Genomic DNA, 20,708 nt, shown 5'->3' with positions numbered 1-20,708 from the left:
AAAATCGACGTGCCTGCCGGCGTCAGAACTTTCCGGTCACCGCCATCCAGCGATAATCCGGCCCCTCGAATCCGATCTTCCGAACGGCGATCAGCACCGCATAGTGGCTGACGCCGCCTCCGCCGGCGAAGGTCTGGATCGCGCCGATCGAATAGCCCGTCGGGCAGCCGCGGCTTTGCGGCACGGACTTGTCCTCGTGCACGATCTGCGTCTTGCCACCATCGGTGGCGTCGATGCGCAGCAGACGGAATCCTTCCGCCTCGCCCATGCCGTGGCATTGCTCAAGCTCGCCAAGGGCGATGGTTTCCAGGCGAAACTCCAGCGGCTTGTCGATGGCCGGGAAGACGGGGCGCGGATTGACCGCCATACGCAACGGATCGGCCGAAAGCTCGGTGACCGCGTTCTGGCCTGCGGTGTAGCCGCGGTTGGCGGCAAGTTCGGCTTGGCTGACGAAGGCCTCGCCCTGTTCCCGCGCCTTGTCGCGCGCGGCCTGCAAACTGGCGCTCTCGTCATCGATGCGCACGCGGACCGGCGTTCCCTTCACATAGCTGTCGCTCGCCGTATCGACGTAGTAGCGGTTGGCGTAGGGGAAGCCGGAGCCGTCCTGCACGCCATATTCCTCGAAGGCGAAGACGCCTCCGTTCTGGCTGAAGCCCAGAATGTTCAGTTCGGCCACATCGCCGGCGCTGGCGGTCGTGGCGGCGAGGCCGGAAAGAAATGCGAGGGTGATGGGTGTGACGAATCGCAAGGAAATCCCCTGTCTTTGACGGCTTTCTTCAATCAGAGCCATTGGCGGCAATTTTGAGGTGGTCAGCCGCCGGTGGTCATGCGCCAGTTCGGAAAAGGATCGTTCTGCGCCCCGGTCGCCGCAAAGACGCCGCGTGCGATGGCGCGCGCCATTGTCGCGCCGGCGGCGGCGCCAAGGGTGATCGCCTGCTCGGGGGAGACTTCGATGCCGCTTGCTCCGGTTGCCAGCGCAAATACGAGATCGCCGTCAAAGGGCGTGTGGCTTGGCCATATGGCGCGGGTGAAGCCGTCATGGGCGGCGATGGCCAGCCGCTTGGCGGAAGCCTTGGTCAGCACCGCATCGGTGGCGATAACCGCGATGGTGGTGCTGGCCCCCTGTGGTTTCTCGCTGAATTTCAGCCTGATCTCGCGGGCGTCGTGGGGCATCGGGACAGGCAGGCCAAGTCCGCCGAATTCGTCGCCAATCTCGAAGGGGGCAGCCCAGAAATGGCGGCTGCGGCCGACCGTGACCGATCCCAGCGGATTGACGGCGACCAGAGCCCCCACGGTGACGCCGTTGTCCAGCGCGGTCGAGGCCGAACCGAGGCCGCCTTTCAAGCCGGCGGTCAGTGCGCCAGAGCCGGCCCCTTGCGTTCCGATTTCGAAATCCGCGGCTGCGACGCCGGCGGCTTCATATCCGAGTTCGCGATAAGGCGGGTACCGTCCCCAGTTCTTGTCGCCGCCATTGGCGAGGTCGAACAGGATGGCGGCCGGCACGATGGGCACGATCTGGTCCTGAACGGCGAAGCCGATGCCCTGTTCGCGCAGCCAGGCTTGCGCGCCGGCGGCGGCGTCGAGCCCGAAGGCCGAACCTCCGGCGAGCACCAGGGCATTGACAGTCTCGACCGTGTTGTGCGGTTCAAGAAGATCGGTTTCGCGGGTGCCGGGCGCGCCCCCCAGCACCTGCACCGCCGCGACGGCCGGCTCGTCGCACAGCACGGCGGTGACGCCGGATTTTATGCGGGCGTCGGCCGCGTTGCCGACTCTGAGGCCGGAAACATCGGTGATGAGGTTGCGCGGGCCTGTCCGGAACATCATTGCACCTCAATCGGCATGAAGCGCTGCCCGTCGAAACGGAACAGGCGATAGGGGTTTTGCGTGAGATCGCCCTTGGCGTCGAAATGGATCGGCCCGATGGCGGTGGCGAAGTCCTGGCCGGAAAGCGCTTCCATCAATGGCTGGTTGCTTTCCATCGCGGCCCCGACCACCTGAACCGCTGCATAGGCGGGCAGGGCGTAGCCTTCGGCGAGCGCGCCATTTGCCTGAAACGTCTCCAGCACCTTCGGATCCGCCACTTCGGCCCATTCCGGCAGGGCGATCATCAGCGTGCCGGGCGCGAGCGCCACATCGCCGGAGGCGGCACGAAGCGCTTCAGCTCCTGCGAATGTGATGCCGGATTCCAGTTGCGCGGCATCGCGGCCCATGACGGCGATGTCCTCGGCCTCTCCGCCCACGAAAACATGCGTCGCGCCAGCTCTCCTCAAACGTCCGGCCAATGCGATCTGGTTGTCGAGCCCGGGCCGGAACGTATCCACGAAAACCGGTTTGAGCGCCGCCTGCCCAGCCTGCGCCCTGAAGGTTTCCGCCAGTTCGCGTCCATAGATAGTGCCATCGTCGGTGATCGCGAAATGCGCGTCCTTCCAGAGCCGGGTCAGGATGGAAGCCACCGCATTGCGCTCGTCATCGCCGCGCGGGCCGAGCCGGAACACCGGCCAGCCGGTGCGGTCGCGCCGGTCGGTCAGGCTCTCGGTGCGCACGCCAACGGCGATGACGGGAATGCCGGCCTCTTTCAGGATCGGCGCCGCCGCCTCCAGCGATTCTGTGCAGAGAAAGCCGATGACGGCCTGTACGCCGGCTTGCGCGAAACGGGTGGCCGCCGCTTCACCGCCGGCAGCCGTGCAGCCGTCGTCGGCAATGGTAAGTTCGGATTCCCCGGCGCTGGCGGCGAGTTTAGCGCCGGTCTCGATCTGGCGTCCGAGCAACTCCGCAGGGCCTGAAAGAGGCGCGGCGACGCCGATTGCAAGCGGGTCGGCGTGGGCGCCGAAGGCGAGCAAGTGGCCGACGAGGGCTGCTGCTATGGCCTGTGCGATGCGCATCGGTGCGTGAATTCATCCTTCGGCTTCATTGCCGGTTCGTCCTGCTGTAGAGGCTGGCGACGCCTTGCGCAACACGGCAGATGGCGTCGCCGAAGCTGCCTTGCCTTTGCCGCAAGTGTTGCTTGTGGCCCGTGCAAGCCCGTCTTATATAACGGTAAAATTGCAGATGGATCGCTGCCGGTGCTCAAGAAAAACGATATCGGACCTCAGGCCTATCGCGATGCGATGGCCAAATTCGCCGGCCACGTCCATATCGTGACAACCAACGGACCCGGTGGCCTGCGCGGCGCGACCGTGACCGCAAGTTGTTCCGTTTCGGACACGCCGCCCATCATTCTGGTGTGCCTCAACCGTGAAAATCTCAAGAACGACGCCTTTCTCGTCAACGGCAATTTCGCGCTCAATACGTTGGGAGAGCGGCATCAACCGCTGGCGGCGGCCATTTCCGGCCAGACCGGCCTGCCGACCATGGCGGAACGCTTCAGCGCCGGTGAATGGGACACGATCGAAACAGGTGCTCCGACGCTTGTCGATGCGGTTGCGGTATTCGATTGCGAGATCGTCGACACCAAGGATATCGCCACGCATCGCGTGCTCTTTGGACGTGTAACAGGGCTTCGCGTCGGCGCGGACCAGCGGCCGCTGATGTACCATGACCGCCGCTATGAGAATCTCTGACCGAAAGGCGTGAGAGCGCTTGCCACATGAGCCAGCCCCGCGAGCCGCTGGAAAGTGCGGAGGCCATTTTGGCCAGGGGCCACTGTTGACAAGCGCGGCGGCCCCGGGGCAATCGCGCAGGATGCGCGGTTTCATTGCTTTCATGTCGATGCTGTTGCTGGCCGCTCCGGCCAGCGCACAATCGCCCGCACTCAAGCCTTACAAGGACGAGCTGTTCGCCTATCCCGGGGTCCTCTCGGCTGAACCCGGCGACATCTACCGGGTGGTGGACTATCGCGAGATGCGCGACATCAACGAGCGCGACCAGATTCCGGAGCGCCGGGTGAAGGGCGCTTACGTGTCGACTGGCGTGCGCAAGGCGCAGAAGGATCTGGCGTTGAAGACGGATGCCGGCGCCATACGGCATTTTGCCGTGGGGCGAACGGAAGGCGCCAGCGTCATCGTGCTCTACCTGCACGGGCAGGGCGGCAGCCGCCGCCAGGGCGTGGACGATTTCACCTTCGGCGGCAACTTCAACCGCATCAAGAACCTGATGGCGCAGAACGGCGGGCTTTATCTGTCGCCGGATTTTTCCGATTTCGGCCAGCGTGGCGCATCCGAGATCGCGGCTCTGATAAGCCACTATGCAAAGCGCTCGCCGGGCGCGAAAGTGTTCGTCGCCTGCGGGTCCATGGGCGGCGCGCTCTGCTGGAAACTGGCGGCCGGCAAGGATGCGGCTGCGCAGGTCGATGGGCTTCTGCTGCTCGGCTCCCTGTGGGACGACGGGTTTCTGGCCAGCCCTGCCTTCAAACGCCGGATTCCTGTTTTCTTCGGGCAGGGCAGCAGGGATCCCGTGTTCGCTGTGGACAAGCAGGAAGCCTTCTTTCGCGCAATTCTGGCGAAATCCAAAAATTATCCGGCCCGCTTCGTGCGCTTCGAAACCGGCACGCACGGCACGCCGATCCGCATGACGGACTGGCGCGAGACGCTCAACTGGATGCTTTCCGTCGCCAGGTAGAGCGCCCTTCATGCGTCCAATCGGACGCTTAAAGGGCGCTCTAACATTTTGATTGGGCATCGGATTTTCCGAAAACCGGATTCCACTTTTCGGTCCGATGCTCCAGCGTGCAGGTCAGGGCGCCGTATTGTAGTCCAGCACGGTCTGGGGGTTGATCTCGCCATCATAGGAGGCGTCGACCTCGTACTGCACCAGCGAGAACCGGCCATCGCGGAAAAGCCAGGTGCCCGTCGAGGACGCATCTCCTACACCGCGCCATCTGGAATGCGCGACAATCGAGTAGGTGGCCTCGTCGTAATCGGCGTTCATCAGTTCGTCGGCGGCCTTGTATCCGACGACATTGACAGCCTCGAGTTTGCCCTCGATGTCGTCATTCGCATAGTGAATATCGAGTTCCGGTTCTGCGAACTGAAGCTGGCGCACACCTCCGTCGTCATCCGTCAGGAAGAAGACGAAAGTCTCATTATAGGCGCCACGCCGGCACGGGAAACGGAACAGCCGCGCTTCCTTTTCGGCGTCGTCGTTTCTGGTGTGGTGGCGGATCGTGTAGTCGGCCACGCCCGCCGTCTCATCGTCTTCGGAGAGGGAAGCGTCGCAGCGCTCGCCATAGCTGGCGGCGAAAACCGCCTTGGCTTTTTCCCGAGTGGTATCGCGCTGGGGCGGCATGGAGCCGTCGCCGCAGCTTGCCGGCAAGGCGTTCTCGAAGGCCGATGTATCCGGCTTCAGTTCGCCTTTTTCGATGTGCAGCGGCTTGAAGGGTGGTTCCTGTGTCTGGGCGCTGAGCTGACGAAGGGTGTAGCAGCCTGAAAAAACCTTCTCGCCGCCATCCTGCTGTCCGGCCCGGATCGCCACGGGGATGGTGTAGTAGATGCTGCCAGCGGCTCCCTCCTCCGAAACGCCCCCGGTTGCGACTTCTACCGAGGTCGTGCCTTCATAGCCTTTGGCGAAGCTTTCGAAGTCCGCCGCCGGCTTCGTCTCGCCGAAATAATCCCAGGCCCGTGCATATTCGTGGCGGTTTATGGCGCTGTAAAGCGACCGGACCAGCGCCGCCGGATCAGACCTGTCGTCGATATAGACGGCGTCCGTGTCCGCGTATGCAAAGGTGGAAGCCGCGACAACAAGACAGCCGGAAACCACCGTCGCAACGGTCCGCGCCAAGGCTCTGTTCATATGTCCGTCTCCTGCCATGTCCGCGCCATAACGCGTGAATGCGGCACAGTGGAGGAGAAGACTATGTAAGGCGACGGTGATTCGCCACATGCGGAACATCGGACCTGGCGGTCAGCGCATCGACATTTCACGGGCGATGCGCGGAAAATCCGCCGGCTTGATGCCAATGTCCGCGCGATCGGAATTGCTCATGGCGTTGAGCAGAGCCAATGCCGTACGATAGCGCACTTCTTCCTGGGGGCGGGGGCGAGCGAACAGTTCGGTGACAAAACCCATGATCGGGCTCCTGATTGTCCTCCCATTGGCTTCTTATACCCCATTTGTGACGATTGTGCGCTGCAACATAGGCATGGCTGTTATGAATTTGGGCAGCGACCATTTCGGAGAATTTAAATTGTCGACGCCACTCAATCTTAACTGGCCGCGCTTAAGCTGTTTGCGTTTCAATGCGGGGAGGCGGACATAGCCAGAGGCGCAAAAATGGATTTCGCGTCCCTGCTGGACGATCTTTTCGTTTCGGCCGGCGAAGATCAGCCGATGCCGGCGACGGCGACCATGCCGTTCGATTATCTCGCCGTGGTGGATGAGTTGCATTCCGGGCGCATAAAGGTGTCTGAAGAGGCTCTGGTCGCGCAATATCGCGATAGCGGTGTCGATCTTGGCTCTGAATTCGCCGCCTTGCTGGATCAGGCGAAGGCCGCGCTGGGAGATGCGGAGAGCGCCCGACAGCCGATCCTGCCCGAACTTGCGCCCGTCGATGCCGAATCGATCGCCGCCGAGCTTGGCCTCGGGCGACCGGGCGTCGATCTGCGGGCCGTGCGCCGTCGCTTCGCCCTCACCAATCATCCCGACCGGGTGCCGCCCCATCTGCGCCAGCGCGCCATGATCCGGATGCAGATCGCCAACATGCTGATCGATGAAGCGGCCGGAGCCAAAAACAGGCGCTGACATCCGCACCCGGCGCGACAACCGGGATCATTCGCAAAAACACGCTATATATGACGAGGGCAGGCCGGTTGGCGGTCAGCGAAACAGGTGGGGCGCGCATGCTCAGAGTGCAGAAAGTCGCGATAGACGAGATTTACGTGCCATCGGCGCGCCGCAAGACGCTTCATCCAGAAACGGTGCGCCATCTTGCCGAGGATATCGTCGACAACGGGATGAAGACGCCGATACAGGTGCGCCACGACGGCAAGCGCTACGTGCTTGTTGAAGGGTTGCACAGGCTGGAGGCCGTGAAATGGCTGGGCGAGCAGATGATCGACGCTTATCTCGTGCAGGCCCGCAAACATTGATCTCTCGGGAGGCGGCCGGCAGAACCGGAACACTGGTCGCAAAAATTCACGCATTTGCCATAGCTTAGTCGCCTCAGTGCCATTGGCGCGTCAAGATTCAGTACCTATCTATGCCGCATCGGTGCGGGGCTGAACAAAGAGGCGCGACATGAGCGAGGAAAAGAGCAGGCTTGACGAATTGCTGGCTGATCCGATGGTTCAGCTCGTCATGCAACGCGACCGCGTAAACCCGAAAGGGTTACGCTGGATGCTCGAGCGCGCCCGCGCCCGTGTCGATGACCCATCGTTGCCACCCGCCTATATGGTGGCGCGCGAATGCCGCGAGCAGGGGATTTGCTCCTGAATGATCGATCCGCGCCTCCTGTCCGGTGCAACCGGAGCGGGGGGCGATTCGCGCCAGACGTTAAAAAATTGATTCAATCTTTCTTGGTAATTCATCCTTCATAATTGCCCCGGGTTCCGGAGTGGCATGTGTCTGCCGGCCGGCCGATGTGTTCTTGCGTACAGGTCCCGGATGCGTTCTTCAGCTTTTCTAGCGCTTGTCATTCTCGGTCTCGGTGCGTCCGGCTGCTCACGCGTCGGCATCGAGGACATCGTCCCGCGCCCATCGCAGGAGACGACCAGTTCGATCGAGCGGCCGGTAACGCCCTCCGTCAAGGTTGGCGGGGGCGCCCCGGCGCTCGCGGCGGCTCCTGCCGGAAAGCCGGAGGATCAGATCGCGGCGCTGACCGGAGGCGAGAGCGATTCCGGATTCTCCATGCCGACGCTGGAGACAGCAGCCCTCGTTCCGACGCCGCGCCCCGCAACCAGATCGCAAAAGGCGATCGATGCGGTCATTCATCCGCAACGCTTCCGAGACGCCAAGCCCATCAATTTCGGCAAGGTCACGCCGCGTCACTACGCGGTTCACGGTGTCGACGTGTCGCGCTGGCAGGGTGAGATCGACTGGGCCAGGCTGCGCAGCCAGGGCGCCAATTTCGCCTTCATCAAGGCGACGGACGGCGGCGACCACCTCGATCCGATGTTCATGAAGAACTGGACGGGAGCCGCCGCCGCAGGGATCAGGCGCGGCGCCTATCATTTCTTCTACTGGTGCCGTCCGGCCAGCCAGCAGGCCGACTGGTTCATCCGCAACGTGCCGAAAGTGGCCGGCGCGTTGCCACCCGTCATCGATGTGGAGTGGAACGGCGAGTCGCGCTGCCGCAAGCGTCCGTCACCGGCGCAGGTGCGCGAGAAGATGCAGGTCTTCATGGACAGGCTGGAACGCCATTATGGCCAGCGGCCCATCATCTACACCGCCCCCGATTTCTATGCCGATAACCTCAAGGGCGCTTTCACGGACTATCCGTTCTGGCTGCGTGCCGTGGCCCAGCACCCCTCCAAGGTCTATCCCGGCCGCAAATGGGTATTCTGGCAATATTCGGGGTCGGGCCTGTCGCACGGGGTAAAGGGCAATATCGACCTCAACGTCTTCAACGGCACCGAAGCGCAGTGGCGCAACTGGGTGGGCGGGCGGCAGCTCATGGCCGAGGCGGATTAGGAAGTGTGGACAGTTATCTGAGCCATAGGATTGTTGCGGCGAGGGTTACGACGGCGAGATAGTGGCTTGCCGTTTTTTCGAAGCGTGTTGCGACGCGGCGGAACTGCTTGAGCTTTGAGAAACAGCACTCGACCAGATGGCGCTGTGCGTAGAGATGCTTGTCGAGGGGATGTTTTCGAGCCCGTGAAGGATTGTTTGGGATGACCGCGACAGCGCCCTTGTCAGCGATGGCCTTGCGCAGACGGTCGCTGTCGTAGGCTGTATCGGCCGGCACGATTTCGGCTGGCAAGCCTTCGATCAGAGCATCGGCCTGCGGAGCGTCGCCTTTCTGGCCAGCCGTAAGGGTGAAGCGGACCGGGCATCCCAGCCCGCGCACGGCCATATGGATCTTGGTGCTCAGGCCGCCTCGAGAACGGCCAAGGGCCTGATCTTCAGCCCCCTTTTTGCGCCCGAGGCGTGCTGGTGGGCGCGGATGATAGTCGAATCGATGATCAAGTATTCAAAGTCCGGATCGTCGGACATCGCCGCGAAGATGCGCCACCAGATGCCTTTGTGGCTCCAGCGGCTGAAGCGGCGGAAGACACTGTTCCAACCGCCGAACACCTCTGGCAGGTCGCGCCAGGGCGAGCCGGTTCGCACGATCCACAAGACCGCTTCCACGAACATGCGGTTGTCGCGACCGGACGAGCCACGCGTACGATCGTCACCGATGATGTGCTGCGACATCCGCTCCCACTGATCATCCCGAAGGATCAGACGATCCAAGGCTCCCATGACTGCCTCCAAAAGACAGCCTTGAATCTGATTTGCTCACTCTGGGGAATCCCAAGAGTCCACACTTCCTAGAACGAAGTCCTCACTGGGGCTCTCATATCCCTGATCGGCTCGATTCATCGCGAACCCAGTCAAGCCGCCGCACAAGAAGTGTAGCGCGCGCCACCAGTTGCCGGCGCTGCGCGCTGACGGGTGATCTCCTGATCGTTTGAAGCGTCCCGTCCCGCGCCAAGAGAGGACTGTGCGCCATACGTTAGAGTTTGAACCGACCTCGCGCCAACCCCACCGCCCTCGGTCCAGTCGCGAGCACGGGGCGGACAGCCATTGCGGTTGCCACCATCAAACACCCGGAAAGGCATATCGGCAGGCCTCGAACCGCCGGAGGTGGCGTCAATGGTTGCATTCCCTCGGCCGATCTACTTATATTTGCAGGGGGGCGGGAATGGAATGGACTGGTACGCGCATAGTGGCAGCCAGCCGGGCAAGGGCGACTGGCAGGGCCTGAAATCGCATCTTGAAGGTGTGGCGGCGCTTGCGGAGAGGAAGGCGCAGTCGTTCGGGCTGGGGCGCGCGGCCTTCGTCGCCGGGCTTTTTCACGATCTCGGGAAGTATTCCCCGGCTTTCCAGCAGCGGCTGGAGGGGGCGGCTGCCACGGTCGAGCATTCGACCGCGGGCGCCCAAATTCTGAAGGACATGGCACGCGGCGACAATGCGGCGATGGCCGAGATCATCGGATATGCGATACTCGGCCATCATGCGGGTTTGCCGGACCGCCAGGGAGAAGGCGAGGGAACTTTCAATCTGCGCATGAGCGCACCGTTGGCGATTGACGACGCATGGCGGCGTGAAATCCCCGGCGAGTTGCCGGACCTCGTGCCGCAGATGATGCGCAGCCTGCCCCGCGATCCGGTCGAGCGCGCTTTCGCCATCGCCTTCATGGGGCGCATGATCTTTTCGTGTCTGGTGGATGCTGATTTTCGCGACACGGAACAGTTCTATGCGTCGCTTGGAGAGCGGCAGGCGGACCGGCAGTGGCCAGCTCTGGGGGGCCTGCTCGATGAATTTGCGGCCGGCTTCGATGCCCACATCGCCGGATTTGGTGCACCGTCGGGCGAACTCGGGCAAGTGCGGGCGCGCGTGCTTGCCCATGTTCGGCATGGCGCGCAGCGGGAGCCGGGGCTGTTCACACTGACGGTGCCGACCGGCGGCGGCAAGACGCTCGCCTCTCTCGGCTTCGCGCTCGACCACGCCAGGCGCTACGGCCATCGCCGCATTATCATGGCGATCCCCTTCACATCGATCATCGAACAGACGGCTCAGGTGCTGCGAGACGTACTGGGTGCGGAGCATGTGTTGGAGCACCATTCCTCGATCGACGAGGAGCGTCTGGACGGGCGACGGGAGCAGCGCGACAAGCTCAAGCTCGCGATGGAAGACTGGGCCGCGCCCGTCGTCGTGACCACCAATGTGCAACTCTTCGAAAGCCTGTTTGCCGCGCGGCCATCGCGCGCCCGCAAGCTGCACAACATTGCCAATTCGATCCTCATTCTGGATGAGGCGCAGACTCTGCCGCGGCACTATCTCCGGCCGGTGATGCGGGTTCTGGACGAGTTGGCGCGCAACTATGGCTGTACGATCGTGTTGTGCACGGCGACACAGCCAGCGCTCGGCAAACGCGCCGGGTTCGCGGACGGGCTCGCGCTGGAGGGGCGTGAACTGGCGCCTGACCCCGTGGGTCTTGCGGCGCGCCTGTCGCGGACCCGTATCCGCCATGGCGGGGAGATGGACAATGAGGCGCTGGTGGAGGCGCTGGGCCGCTACGAACAGGCGCTGGTCATCGTCAACAGCCGCCGCCATGCGCTCGATCTGTTTACGCAGGCCCAGGCCGCCGGCCTCGACGGGCTGGTTCACCTGACGACGCGGCAATATGCGGCGCATCGCCGGCGCATTCTGGCTGATGTGCGGACGCGGCTGAGCGGCGGGCAGCCGTGCCGTCTCATCGCCACCAGTCTGATCGAGGCCGGCGTCGATGTGGATTTCCCGGTCGGCTTCCGCGCCGAGGCGGGACTCGATCAGATCATTCAGGCGGCGGGCCGCGTCAACCGCGAGGGCAGGCGTGCGCGTGACGACAGTGTCGTCACCGTGTTCCATTCGGCCGATTACGAGCCGCCGCGCGAGATCGCCAGTCTGATCGGCGACATGAAGCGCATTATCGGCAAGCATGACGACCTGACCGCGCCGGCGGCGATCGAAGACTATTTCGGCGAGGTTTACTGGCGTGTGGGCGCCAGAGGGTTGGACGGGAAAGGAATATTGGAGCGGTTTGGTCTCAGCCCCGCCGGAACGGATTTCCGCTATCGCAGCGTGGCCCGCGATTTCCGCATGATCGAGAGTGGGCTCGAGCCGGTGATCGTCGCCATCGATGAAGAGGCGAAGGCGTCCGTCCGAAGACTGGGCGTCGAGGATATTTCGACAGGCAGACTGGCGCGTGAACTGCAACCCTATGTGGTTCTGGCGCCGCCAAAGGCGCGCGAGCTGCTTTTGCGCAACGGGCATGTCGCCTTCGCAGAGCCGCAATTGCGCGGCGATCAGTTCGCCGTTCTGATGAATGACAGCCTCTACCGGCACGATACAGGGCTGATCTGGGAGAACGCGGAGTATCTGACGCTTGAGGGGTCTGTCTGGTGACGGGCTATGTCGAGGTCGGGCGGGTCGAGATGCGGCTGAGGGGGCAAATACATTGAGTTACGGAATTCGTCTGAAGGTTTCTGGTGACTACGGCCTGTTCACGCGGCCGGAAATGAAGGTGGAGCGTGTCACCTATGACGTGATGACGCCCTCGGCTGCGCGGGGCATCCTGGAAGCGATCCACTGGAAACCTGCGATTCGCTGGGTAATCGACGCCATCCATGTGCTGGAACCGATCCGTTACCAGTCGATCCGCCGCAACGAGGTTGGCCACAAGGCGCCGGCGGGCAAGATCAGGTCGGCCATGAAGCGCGGGGATCTGGGCGGCCTCGGGCAACTGGTCGATGAGGATCGCCAGCAGCGCGCCGCGACCGTTTTGGTCAAGCCCGCCTATGTCATAGAAGCGCATTTCGAGATGACCGACCGGGCCGGTCCGGACGACAAAGAGGGCAAGCATCTCGACATTTTCAACCGGCGTGCCGCACGCGGGCAGTGTTTTCACCAGCCCTGCCTCGGCGCCCGGGAATTCGCAGCCCGCTTCGAGCTCATCGACCCCACATTGCCTCCGCCCACCGCCGTTGCGGAGAGCCGCGACCTCGGCTTCATGTTGTTTGACATTGATCATCAGGCGCCTGGCCGGCCCTCCATGTTCTTCAGGGCGATGATGGAGAACGGTGTTGTCAAGGTGCCGCATCCAGCCTCGGCGGAGGTGCGCCGATGACCATCCTGTCTTCGCTGGTCAACGCCTATGAGCGCCTGCCCGATGCGCCGCCCTTCGGCTATTCTTCGGAAAAGATCGGTTTCGTCATCTCCCTCAACGAAGATGGTTCCGTCGCCCATGTCATCGACTGGCGCGAGGGCGAGGGCAGGAAGGCGCGGCCCCGGTTGATGGCGGTGCCGCAGGCGGTGAAGCGCACAGCGGGAATTTCACCCAACTTTATGTGGGACAAGACCTCCTATGTGCTGGGCGTGACCGCGGGCGAGGGCAAGCGCACCGCCGAAGAACACCGCGCCTTCGTAGAGCGGCATCTGGAAGCGATCGGCAACACCGGGGATGCGGGATTGCGCGCTCTTCGCGCATTTCTGGAAAACTGGCAGCCGGACAGCTTCGGGCCGCCTCTCTGGCCCGACGAAATGAAGGACCAGAACGTCGTCTTCGTGCTGGAAAGCGAACGTCGTGGCGACACCTTCCTGCACCACCGCCCGGCCGCGCGGGCGCTGTGGGCGCGCCTTGCCGACGCTGGAAGCGACGATGACGGGCAGATTTGCCTCGTCAGCGGCGATGAGGGTGCAATTGCGCGCCTGCACCCTTCGATCAAGGGGGTGTGGGGCGCACAATCTTCCGGCGCCGCGCTGGTCTCCTTCAATCTCGACGCCTTCACCTCCTACGGGCACGAACAGGGCGACAATGCGCCGGTCTCGACCGCGGCGGCCTTTGCCTACACCACCGCCCTCAACCGCTTTCTGGAAAAGGACAGTGGGCATCGCCTGCAGATCGGCGATGCCTCCACCGTTTTCTGGGCGGACGCATCCGATCTTTCCAAAGCCCGGCTATCCGAAGCGCTGTTTTTCAGCTTCTTCGGCGGTGATGATGCAACTGCGGAACAGGCCGAGGAGAAAGCCGCCCGGGAAAGTCTTGGCGTGTATCTGGCCCGCATCCGCCAGGGCCTGCCTTTGGCGGAGATCGAGCCGACGCTGAGCGAAGACGTCCGCTTTTACATCTTGGGGCTGGCGCCCAATGCGGCGCGCATTTCCGTGCGCTTCTTCTTTGCGGACAGTTTCGGGGTGCTGGTGAAGAATTACCAGAGCTTTGTCGAGGCCATGCGCATAGAGCCGCCGCCGCGAGACGGATTTCCGCCAGTCTGGCGCTACCTTCAGGAAACGGCAGTTCTGGGCAAGCGCGAGAACGTGCCGCCCAATCTGGCGGGCGAGTGGATGCGCTCGATCCTCTCCGGCATCCGTTTTCCGCTGACGCTGCTTTCGGCGGTGCTGACACGTATCCGTGCCGACGGGCGGATCGATGCGCTGCGCGCATCCATGCTCAGGGGTTTGCTTATCCGTAATTTCAACAGGGAGGTACCGGTGGCGTTCGACCCGGCTAACAAAAATAAGGGCTATCTGCTCGGACGGCTGTTTGCGGTCTATGAGCAGATTCAGGTTGCAGCGCTCGGCAAAAGCCTGAACGCAGGCATCAGGGAAAAATATTACGGCTCCGCCTCGGCGCAGCCGCGCAAGGTATTCGCCTTGCTCGACAGCGGTGCGGCCAATCATTTGTCCAAGGTCGGCAAACAGCGACCCGGCCACCGCGTCAATCTGGAAAAGCAGATTGCCGCCATCATGGCCCTTATGTCACCCGGCGACGATCCGTTTCCGACAACGCTCGCAGCCGATGAACAGGCCCTTTTCGGCCTCGGCTACTACCACCAGCGCAACGAGTTTTTCAACAAGACGGATGGAGCCGTCGCTTCTGGAGAAGACGCATGACCGCGATTGCCAACCGTTACGATTTTGCCCTGGTGTTCGAGGTGGTGAACGGCAACCCGAACGGCGACCCCGATGCCGGCAACCTGCCGCGTCTCGATCCCGAGACCAATAACGGGCTGGTCACCGATGTCAGCCTGAAGCGCAAGATCAGGAACTACGTCGAACTGGCGCGCGAGGGCGTCGATGGCTTCCACATCTATGTGCAGGAAGGCGCGATCCTCAACGAAAAGCACCGGCAGGCCTACAAGGCGCTGCGTCCGGACGACGCGAAAGCGGAGAAGGACGCCAAGCTCAACCCCAAGGACGATGCTGAAGCGAAGGCGCTTACGGCTTTCATGTGCCGGAACTTCTTCGACGTGCGCAGCTTCGGCGCGGTTATGTCCACCGGCATCAACGCGGGACAGGTCAAGGGCCCGGTGCAGCTTGGCTTTGCCCGCTCGGTGGAGCCGATCTGGCCGCTGGAAATCTCCATCACCCGCATGGCCGCGACCAACGAGGCGGAAAAGAAGAAGAGCGCCGAGGGCGACGACAGCGACGGGCGCACCGACAACCGCACCATGGGCCGCAAGCACATCGTGCCCTATGGCCTCTATGTCGCTCATGGCTTCATTTCGGCCAAATTCGCCGAACGCACTGGCTTTTCCCAGGACGATCTCGACCTTCTGTTCGAGGCGCTCACCACCATGTTCGAGCACGACCGTTCGGCCGCGCGGGGCGAAATGGCCACCCGCAAGCTGGTGGTGTTCAGGCACGGGAATGCCCTAGGCAACGCGCCGGCCCATGCCCTGTTCGAGCGCGTCAGGATTGGCCGCAACATCGACGGTGAGTTCCGCGAGGTCGACCGTCGCCTCGACAACCAGCCGCCCGCGCGCTCTTTCTCGGATTATATTATCGAGATCGATCGCGAAGACTTGCCCGATGGCGTCGAAATCCTCGAACTGCTGTGATCGGGGGCGGCGAAGGGGAGACGCGGTCATGTCGGATATGGAGCCGCTTCCCCTTTCTGCTCTTCAGCACGCTGTCTATTGCCTGCGCCAGGCGGCGCTGATCCACCTCGAACGCATATGGGCGGACAATCGCTTCACCGCCGAGGGTCATGTCATGCACGCCGTGGCTGACAAGGGCGGCGGCCGGAAGGTGCGCGGCACGCGCCGTGTCATGTCGCTTCCGCTGGCCTCGCGCGCGCTCAACATCGGCGGCGTGCCCGATGTTGTCGAGTTCATACCGGTGGCAGGCGGCGAGACGCCTTTTCCAGTCGAGTTCAAGCGCGGCAAGCCGAAGCTACATCGCGCCGACGAGGTTCAGCTATGCGCGCAGGCGCTGTGTCTGGAGGAAATGACGGGCGTGAGCGTTCCCGAAGGGGCGTTGTTCTATGGCGAGACGCGGCGACGGGTGGTGGTGCCGTTCGATGATGAACTTCGGCGACTTACCCTGGACACCATCGCCGCGCTTGCCGTCGTGTTTTCGAGTGGCGAGACGCCGCCTCCGACCCGGCATCGCCAGCGCTGCCGGGCCTGTTCGCTGCTGCCCTTGTGCAGGCCTGACACGGTGGCGCGCCCGGTGCGCGCATGGCGGCGGCGCATGGTTGAGGCAAGCCTTGAGGAGAAGCGGCCAGCGTGAAAAAAGCTGCTTAATACGGTTTATGTGACCACGGAAGGCGCCGTCTTGCGCAAGGAAGGCGAAAACCTCGTGGCCGAAGTGGATGGCGTGGAGCGCAGCCGGGTGCCATTGCATATGTTGGCCGGCGTGGTGGTTTTCGGGGCCATTCTTGTGTCGCCGGCGCTCATCGGCGCTCTTGCAGGCGCTGGCGTCACGCTGACGCTTCTTGACCGAAATGGCCGGTTTCAGGCGCGCGTCGACGGCCCGACGGCCGGTAACGTGCTTTTGCGCCGGGCCCAATACCGGGCATGCGATGCGCCCGAGGATATTGTGCGCTCTCTCCTGGTCGGCAAGATCGCCAACCAGCGAGCCGTTCTCATGCGTGCATTGCGTGACTATGGCGGCGACTATGACGCAGTTGTTCGCCAGTCGATCGAAGTGGTCACCGTACGTCTGGCGCATATCATGCGAAGGGTGGAACTGGCCGATGAGACAGTGGAGCGCATGCGCGGCTCCGAAGGCGAGGCCGCCAACCTCTACTTCTCCGTCTTCGATCATCTGATCCGCTCGCCGGATGCCGAACTGCGCTGGCGTGGCCGCTCGCGCCGTCCGCCGCTCGACCCGGTCAACGCTCTGTTGTCGTTCCTCTATACCTTGCTTACGCATGACTGCCGCTCGGCGCTGGAGGCGGTGGGGTTGGACCCCGCCGCTGGCTTTCTGCATCGTGACAGGCCCGGTCGGCCAAGTCTGGCGCTCGATCTGATGGAGGAGTTGCGGCCGGTCGTGGCCGACCGGATGGCGCTGTCGCTGATCAACCGCCGCCAGTTGCGGGCGCGCGATTTCGAGACCAGGGATGGCGGAGCGGTCATGTTGCATGAAGATGCGCGCCGTACAGTCCTGACTTCATGGCAGGAAAGGAAGCGGGAAGAACGCACGCATCCTTTTCTTGGCGAGAAAGCGCCTCTGGGCCTGGTGCCATATCTGCAGGCTCAGATGCTGTCACGCCATCTGCGTGGCGACATTGACGCCTATCCGCCGTGGTTCTGGAAATAGGATGTGTCATGCTCGTTCTGGTGACATACGATGTCAGCACAACACAGGGTAACGGCCCGGCCCGGCTCCGCGCGGTTGCAAAGGCTTGCCGGGATTTCGGACAGCGGGTGCAGTATTCCGTCTTCGAAATCGAGGTCGATCCTGCGCAATGGACCCGGCTGAAGGCCAGACTGGAAAGCCTGATCGACCCGCAAACTGACAGCTTGCGCTACTATCACCTCGGTGCAAACTGGCGACGACGTGTGGAATATGTCGGAGCAAAACCGGCCACCGATCTCAACGGACCGCTGATCATCTGAAATTTCCATCCGCACCGCGGGTGCGAACCTGTAGCGTGCATCGGAATCCGGTCCGGTTCGCACCAGCTGCTGCTCTTTGAAATCGTTGATATTTCTTGCGCCGCTTTTTGGCTTGCGCGCCGCAACCCCTTGCTGCTCGTCGTATTCGCGCGACCAGACCAAGTTGTGCCTTGAAAATCCATGCGTTAGATCAGCACGGTCGCTCCCTCACGGGAGCGTGGATCGAAACAACGTCATGTTTCTCAAACTGTTCGGCGTGAACTGTCGCTCCCTCACGGGAGCGTGGATCGAAACCTGTAAGTGAGTCGGAGTTTCACATCGCGAATGGGTCGCTCCCTCACGGGAGCGTGGATCGAAACTTCTTCAGCGCCATCATTCCCCCTCCCATGGGGCCGTCGCTCCCTCACGGGAGCGTGGATCGAAACATCCTGGGCGGGGATGGAGAAGAAAGCGGGGTGGTCGCTCCCTCACGGGAGCGTGGATCGAAACCTTGCCAAGATGGCCGAGGATGGCCCATTGCTTGGTCGCTCCCTCACGGGAGCGTGGATCGAAACTTGCGCAACGTGATTTCCGGCACTTTTTCCTGCCGTCGCTCCCTCACGGGAGCGTGGATCGAAACCTTGGCATAGGCGTCCGGCCCAAGCCCCGGCACAACGTCGCTCCCTCACGGGAGCGTGGATCGAAACGTTTCCTTTCTCCGATGTTTTGGTGCGCCCTGCCGGTCGCTCCCTCACGGGAGCGTGGATCGAAACTTTCGGAACCTATCTTACAGCTTACGGCGGTGGGTCGCTCCCTCACGGGAGCGTGGATCGAAACTGACCGATGAGCGAATATGACCATTCCATATCGCGTCGCTCCCTCACGGGAGCGTGGATCGAAACGACGTTATTCTTTGCAACGACCAGCCAGTTCCGCCGTCGCTCCCTCACGGGAGCGTGGATCGAAACCAAACTCGCCACCCGAGACAAGCGCGCTCCAAAGTCGCTCCCTCACGGGAGCGTGGATCGAAACCCGGTGCTACCTATACCCGGAACCAGCCCCCGCCGCGTCGCTCCCTCACGGGAGCGTGGATCGAAACGTCGATCGGGTTGTCGGAATAGGTGCGGGCAAGGTCGCTCCCTCACGGGAGCGTGGATCGAAACATTCGGAAACGCCGACGCTGACAAGCAAGGGCGTGTCGCTCCCTCACGGGAGCGTGGATCGAAACCCCGCTCAACCATGATTTTACGTTCTGCAATTGGGTCGCTCCCTCACGGGCGCGTGGATCGAAACCAATTGCTCGCCTTGGTTTCGATAGCCGTAAACGTGTCACTCCCTCACGGGAGCGTGGATCGAAACAATGGCGAACGCGACCAACCGTCCGTTGCTGATGTCGCTCCCTCACGGGAGCGTGGATCGAAACGATGGCATGCTTGTTGGATCGGACGGCGCAAACTGTCGCTCCCTCACGGGAGCGTGGATCGAAACTTCCCCGACGTGCTCAACACTGACGGGAAGATCACGTCGCTCCCTCACGGGAGCGTGGATCGAAACCTTTGTTGCCGGCCTCGGTGCTTTCGGCCAGGCGTCGCTCCCTCACGGGAGCGTGGATCGAAACAACGCTTCAAGAAAGGAAAGAAGCAATGAGAGCGCGTCGCTCCCTCACGGGAGCGTGGATCGAAACCAGTATGTTTTGCACAACGCGCTGTGACGGCGTAGTCGCTCCCTCACGGGAGCGTGGATCGAAACACATCGTCCGGCCCGGTCGCAAATCCAGCAAAGCGTCGCTCCCTCACGGGAGCGTGGATCGAAACTGCATCTCCTCTGGTGGTGGTGGCCCGCTGGTGAGGGTCGCTCCCTCACGGGAGCGTGGATCGAAACATGCCGTTAAGCTTGCCGAGCGACATGGCTTTCGAGTCGCTCCCTCACGGGAGCGTGGATCGAAACACGTACTGGCGCGAACTAAAACGTGAGTACGCCGGGGTCGCTCCCTCACGGGAGCGTGGATCGAAACCCCGTCGAAGAACGGTGCCGTCTCACCCGCAAGCCGTCGCTCCCTCACGGGAGCGTGGATCGAAACGGCTTTGTCATCTTCTTCGGCCTCATGCTTTTCGTCGCTCCCTCACGGGAGCGTGGATCGAAACCTCTGGCTGGTTGTGCGTAATCGGGCCACAGGCGGTCGCTCCCTCACGGGAGCGTGGATCGAAACCTCGGCGTCGGGATGTTGAAAGGTGATTGGCACGTCGCTCCCTCACGGGAGCGTGGATCGAAACCCCTCCCACCCTGCGGTGACAAGATGAATCACCACGTCGCTCCCTCACGGGAGCGTGGATCGAAACCAGCACATAGCGCACCACACCGCGCGCGATACGGCGTCGCTCCCTCACGGAAGCGTGGATCGAAACAGGACCATGCCGCGAGGCAAGGGTCCGTTGACGAGTCGCTCCCTCACGGGAGCGTGGATCGAAACAGCAAGGCGGACTGGTTGTCGGCGATTGGAGTGGTCGCTCTCTCACGGGAGCGTGGATCGAAACGCCGCCACGCTGGATGACGTGCTGGCGGCGCGGCGTCGCTCCCTCACGGGAGCGTGGATCGAAACTGCCGGTACTTTGTCGAGGGGTGGCGCGAAAAGTATGTCGCTCCCTCACGGGAGCGTGGATCGAAACTCGTGCGTCACGCCTAACCGATCAGCCAAGAGGTCGTCGCTCCCTCACGGGAGCGTGGATCGAAACCGCATCGAAGCCGGGATGATCACGGGCGCTGACGGGTCGCTCCCTCACGGGAGCGTGGATCGAAACAAGGGTGGCCTCGGCATGATCAACAATGCCGTGCTGGTCGCTCCCTCACGGGAGTGTGGATCGAAGCATAAACAAAGCGTTAACTTTAAGGTGTTGTTTTCGGTCGCTCCCTCTCGGGAGCGTGGATCGAAACGATCTGCGGCAGGGGTCAAGCCAATGAGTAGGCCGCAGATCGCTCCTTCGCAAAACCGTCAGCCACCAATCGTGAGCGCGGAAATCTCTGGACCATCGTTGAAACCTCCATGCCAATGGCCAGAAATCAGCAGAAATTGCAGCAAATTTAGGCCAGAGCCCTCATCCCGCGAAAAATCACAATTGGTCAGAAGGCGACATAGGCGATGGAGGCCGTCAGGTTGACGGCCAGCACCGCGACGATGACCAGATAGAGCGCCATGTCATGGCGGCCGCCGCCTGTCCCGTCTTCGGATGCGGCAGATGTGTCGGGGATGAGCGTCCCTGTGCAGAGGCACAT

The 20,708-nt window shown here is 62.6% G+C and carries 20 protein-coding genes and 1 CRISPR repeat array; of the genes, 13 read left to right on the top strand and 7 right to left on the bottom strand.

The window, feature by feature from the left end; translation table 11 throughout:
• Positions 1-22: 22 nt before the first annotated feature.
• The 3 genes from ABID44_RS07635 to ABID44_RS07625 all read right to left on the bottom strand — a co-directional run bounded on the left by ABID44_RS07635 (position 23) and on the right by ABID44_RS07625 (position 2,882).
• The gene (locus ABID44_RS07635) at positions 23-748 is read right to left on the bottom strand and encodes a DUF2259 domain-containing protein (RefSeq protein ID WP_354151101.1); all 726 of its coding nucleotides are present in this window, start codon (positions 746-748) and stop codon (positions 23-25) included.
• A gap of 62 nt (positions 749-810) precedes the next feature.
• Complete coding sequence (locus ABID44_RS07630; protein ID WP_354151262.1) at positions 811-1,821, bottom strand: P1 family peptidase; 1,011 nt, start codon at positions 1,819-1,821, stop codon at positions 811-813.
• Positions 1,821-2,882 carry a branched-chain amino acid ABC transporter substrate-binding protein gene (locus tag ABID44_RS07625; RefSeq protein WP_354151100.1) on the bottom strand — a complete coding sequence of 354 codons (1,062 nt, stop codon included), beginning with the start codon at positions 2,880-2,882 and terminating at the stop codon, positions 1,821-1,823. Before ABID44_RS07625 ends, ABID44_RS07630 begins: the two co-directional genes overlap by 1 nt.
• Positions 2,883-3,062: 180 nt before the next feature.
• Between ABID44_RS07625 and ABID44_RS07620 the strand changes: the two genes are divergently transcribed.
• Positions 3,063-3,560: a flavin reductase gene (locus ABID44_RS07620; RefSeq protein WP_354151099.1), complete on the top strand. Its 498-nt coding sequence runs from the start codon at positions 3,063-3,065 to the stop codon at positions 3,558-3,560.
• Positions 3,561-3,702: 142 nt separating this feature from the next.
• Positions 3,703-4,557, top strand: a complete 855-nt coding sequence (locus ABID44_RS07615; RefSeq protein WP_378226343.1) for an alpha/beta hydrolase — start codon at positions 3,703-3,705, stop codon at positions 4,555-4,557.
• A 114-nt stretch (positions 4,558-4,671) separates the two neighbouring features.
• Here the strand turns inward: ABID44_RS07615 and ABID44_RS07610 are convergent, their stop codons facing one another.
• Positions 4,672-5,727 (bottom strand): DUF1176 domain-containing protein, encoded by a 1,056-nt coding sequence (locus tag ABID44_RS07610; RefSeq protein ID WP_354151097.1) that lies wholly within the window; start codon positions 5,725-5,727, stop codon positions 4,672-4,674.
• Positions 5,728-5,838: 111 nt separating this feature from the next.
• Positions 5,839-6,003, bottom strand: a complete 165-nt coding sequence (locus ABID44_RS07605) for a DUF1127 domain-containing protein (protein WP_133675307.1) — start codon at positions 6,001-6,003, stop codon at positions 5,839-5,841.
• A 204-nt stretch (positions 6,004-6,207) separates the two neighbouring features.
• On the opposite strand from ABID44_RS07605, the gene ABID44_RS07600 reads away from it, so the two are divergent.
• The 4 genes from ABID44_RS07600 (at position 6,208) to ABID44_RS07585 (ending at position 8,562) form a co-directional block, all read left to right on the top strand.
• Complete coding sequence (locus ABID44_RS07600; RefSeq protein ID WP_354151096.1) at positions 6,208-6,675, top strand: hypothetical protein; 468 nt, start codon at positions 6,208-6,210, stop codon at positions 6,673-6,675.
• 98 nt (positions 6,676-6,773) lie between these two features.
• Positions 6,774-7,022 (top strand): ParB N-terminal domain-containing protein, encoded by a 249-nt coding sequence (locus ABID44_RS07595; RefSeq protein WP_354151095.1) that lies wholly within the window; start codon positions 6,774-6,776, stop codon positions 7,020-7,022.
• Positions 7,023-7,170: 148 nt separating this feature from the next.
• Complete coding sequence (locus ABID44_RS07590) at positions 7,171-7,365, top strand: hypothetical protein (protein ID WP_354151094.1); 195 nt, start codon at positions 7,171-7,173, stop codon at positions 7,363-7,365.
• Positions 7,366-7,536: 171 nt separating this feature from the next.
• Complete coding sequence (locus ABID44_RS07585) at positions 7,537-8,562, top strand: glycoside hydrolase family 25 protein (protein WP_354151093.1); 1,026 nt, start codon at positions 7,537-7,539, stop codon at positions 8,560-8,562.
• Between the two features lie 13 nt (positions 8,563-8,575).
• Here ABID44_RS07585 and ABID44_RS07580 read toward each other — a convergent pair.
• A protein-coding gene (locus tag ABID44_RS07580; RefSeq protein WP_354151261.1) for an IS5 family transposase occupies positions 8,576-9,336 on the bottom strand; the annotation gives its coding sequence in 2 pieces (ribosomal slippage) (positions 8,576-9,009 and positions 9,009-9,336; 762 coding nt in all).
• 447 nt (positions 9,337-9,783) lie between these two features.
• Here ABID44_RS07580 and cas3 point away from each other — a divergent pair.
• The 7 genes from cas3 to cas2 are packed head-to-tail and all read left to right on the top strand — an operon-like array spanning position 9,784 to position 17,459.
• Positions 9,784-12,024 (top strand): CRISPR-associated helicase Cas3', encoded by a 2,241-nt coding sequence (gene cas3, locus ABID44_RS07575; RefSeq protein WP_354151092.1) that lies wholly within the window; start codon positions 9,784-9,786, stop codon positions 12,022-12,024.
• Between the two features lie 52 nt (positions 12,025-12,076).
• Positions 12,077-12,745 carry a type I-C CRISPR-associated protein Cas5c gene (cas5c, locus tag ABID44_RS07570; RefSeq protein ID WP_354151091.1) on the top strand — a complete coding sequence of 223 codons (669 nt, stop codon included), beginning with the start codon at positions 12,077-12,079 and terminating at the stop codon, positions 12,743-12,745.
• Complete coding sequence (gene cas8c, locus ABID44_RS07565) at positions 12,742-14,508, top strand: type I-C CRISPR-associated protein Cas8c/Csd1 (RefSeq protein ID WP_354151090.1); 1,767 nt, start codon at positions 12,742-12,744, stop codon at positions 14,506-14,508. Before cas5c ends, cas8c begins: the two co-directional genes overlap by 4 nt.
• Entirely contained in the window at positions 14,505-15,455 is a 951-nt protein-coding gene (cas7c, locus tag ABID44_RS07560) for a type I-C CRISPR-associated protein Cas7/Csd2 (protein WP_354151089.1), read from the top strand. Before cas8c ends, cas7c begins: the two co-directional genes overlap by 4 nt.
• 28 nt (positions 15,456-15,483) lie before the next feature.
• Positions 15,484-16,128, top strand: a complete 645-nt coding sequence (gene cas4, locus ABID44_RS07555) for a CRISPR-associated protein Cas4 (RefSeq protein ID WP_354151088.1) — start codon at positions 15,484-15,486, stop codon at positions 16,126-16,128.
• A gap of 6 nt (positions 16,129-16,134) precedes the next feature.
• A complete protein-coding gene (cas1c, locus tag ABID44_RS07550) occupies positions 16,135-17,160 on the top strand; it encodes a type I-C CRISPR-associated endonuclease Cas1c (RefSeq protein ID WP_354151260.1) in 1,026 nt (341 codons plus the stop codon).
• A gap of 8 nt (positions 17,161-17,168) precedes the next feature.
• Positions 17,169-17,459 carry a CRISPR-associated endonuclease Cas2 gene (gene cas2, locus ABID44_RS07545; RefSeq protein WP_354151087.1) on the top strand — a complete coding sequence of 97 codons (291 nt, stop codon included), beginning with the start codon at positions 17,169-17,171 and terminating at the stop codon, positions 17,457-17,459.
• Between the two features lie 198 nt (positions 17,460-17,657).
• A CRISPR array of direct repeats spans positions 17,658-20,369; the repeat unit is 31 nt; unit sequence GTCGCTCCCTCACGGGAGCGTGGATCGAAAC.
• Between the two features lie 186 nt (positions 20,370-20,555).
• Here the strand turns inward: cas2 and ABID44_RS07540 are convergent.
• Positions 20,556-20,708, bottom strand: coding sequence for a hypothetical protein (locus ABID44_RS07540; protein WP_354151086.1), 153 nt, complete (start codon positions 20,706-20,708; stop codon positions 20,556-20,558).

Source organism: Aquamicrobium ahrensii, assembly GCF_040545755.1.
In the GTDB taxonomy this organism is placed as follows: Bacteria; Pseudomonadota; Alphaproteobacteria; order Rhizobiales; family Rhizobiaceae; genus Mesorhizobium; species Mesorhizobium ahrensii.
The sequence above is the reverse complement of the archived record's forward strand: the minus strand, read 5'-3'. Positions and strand labels throughout refer to the sequence as shown.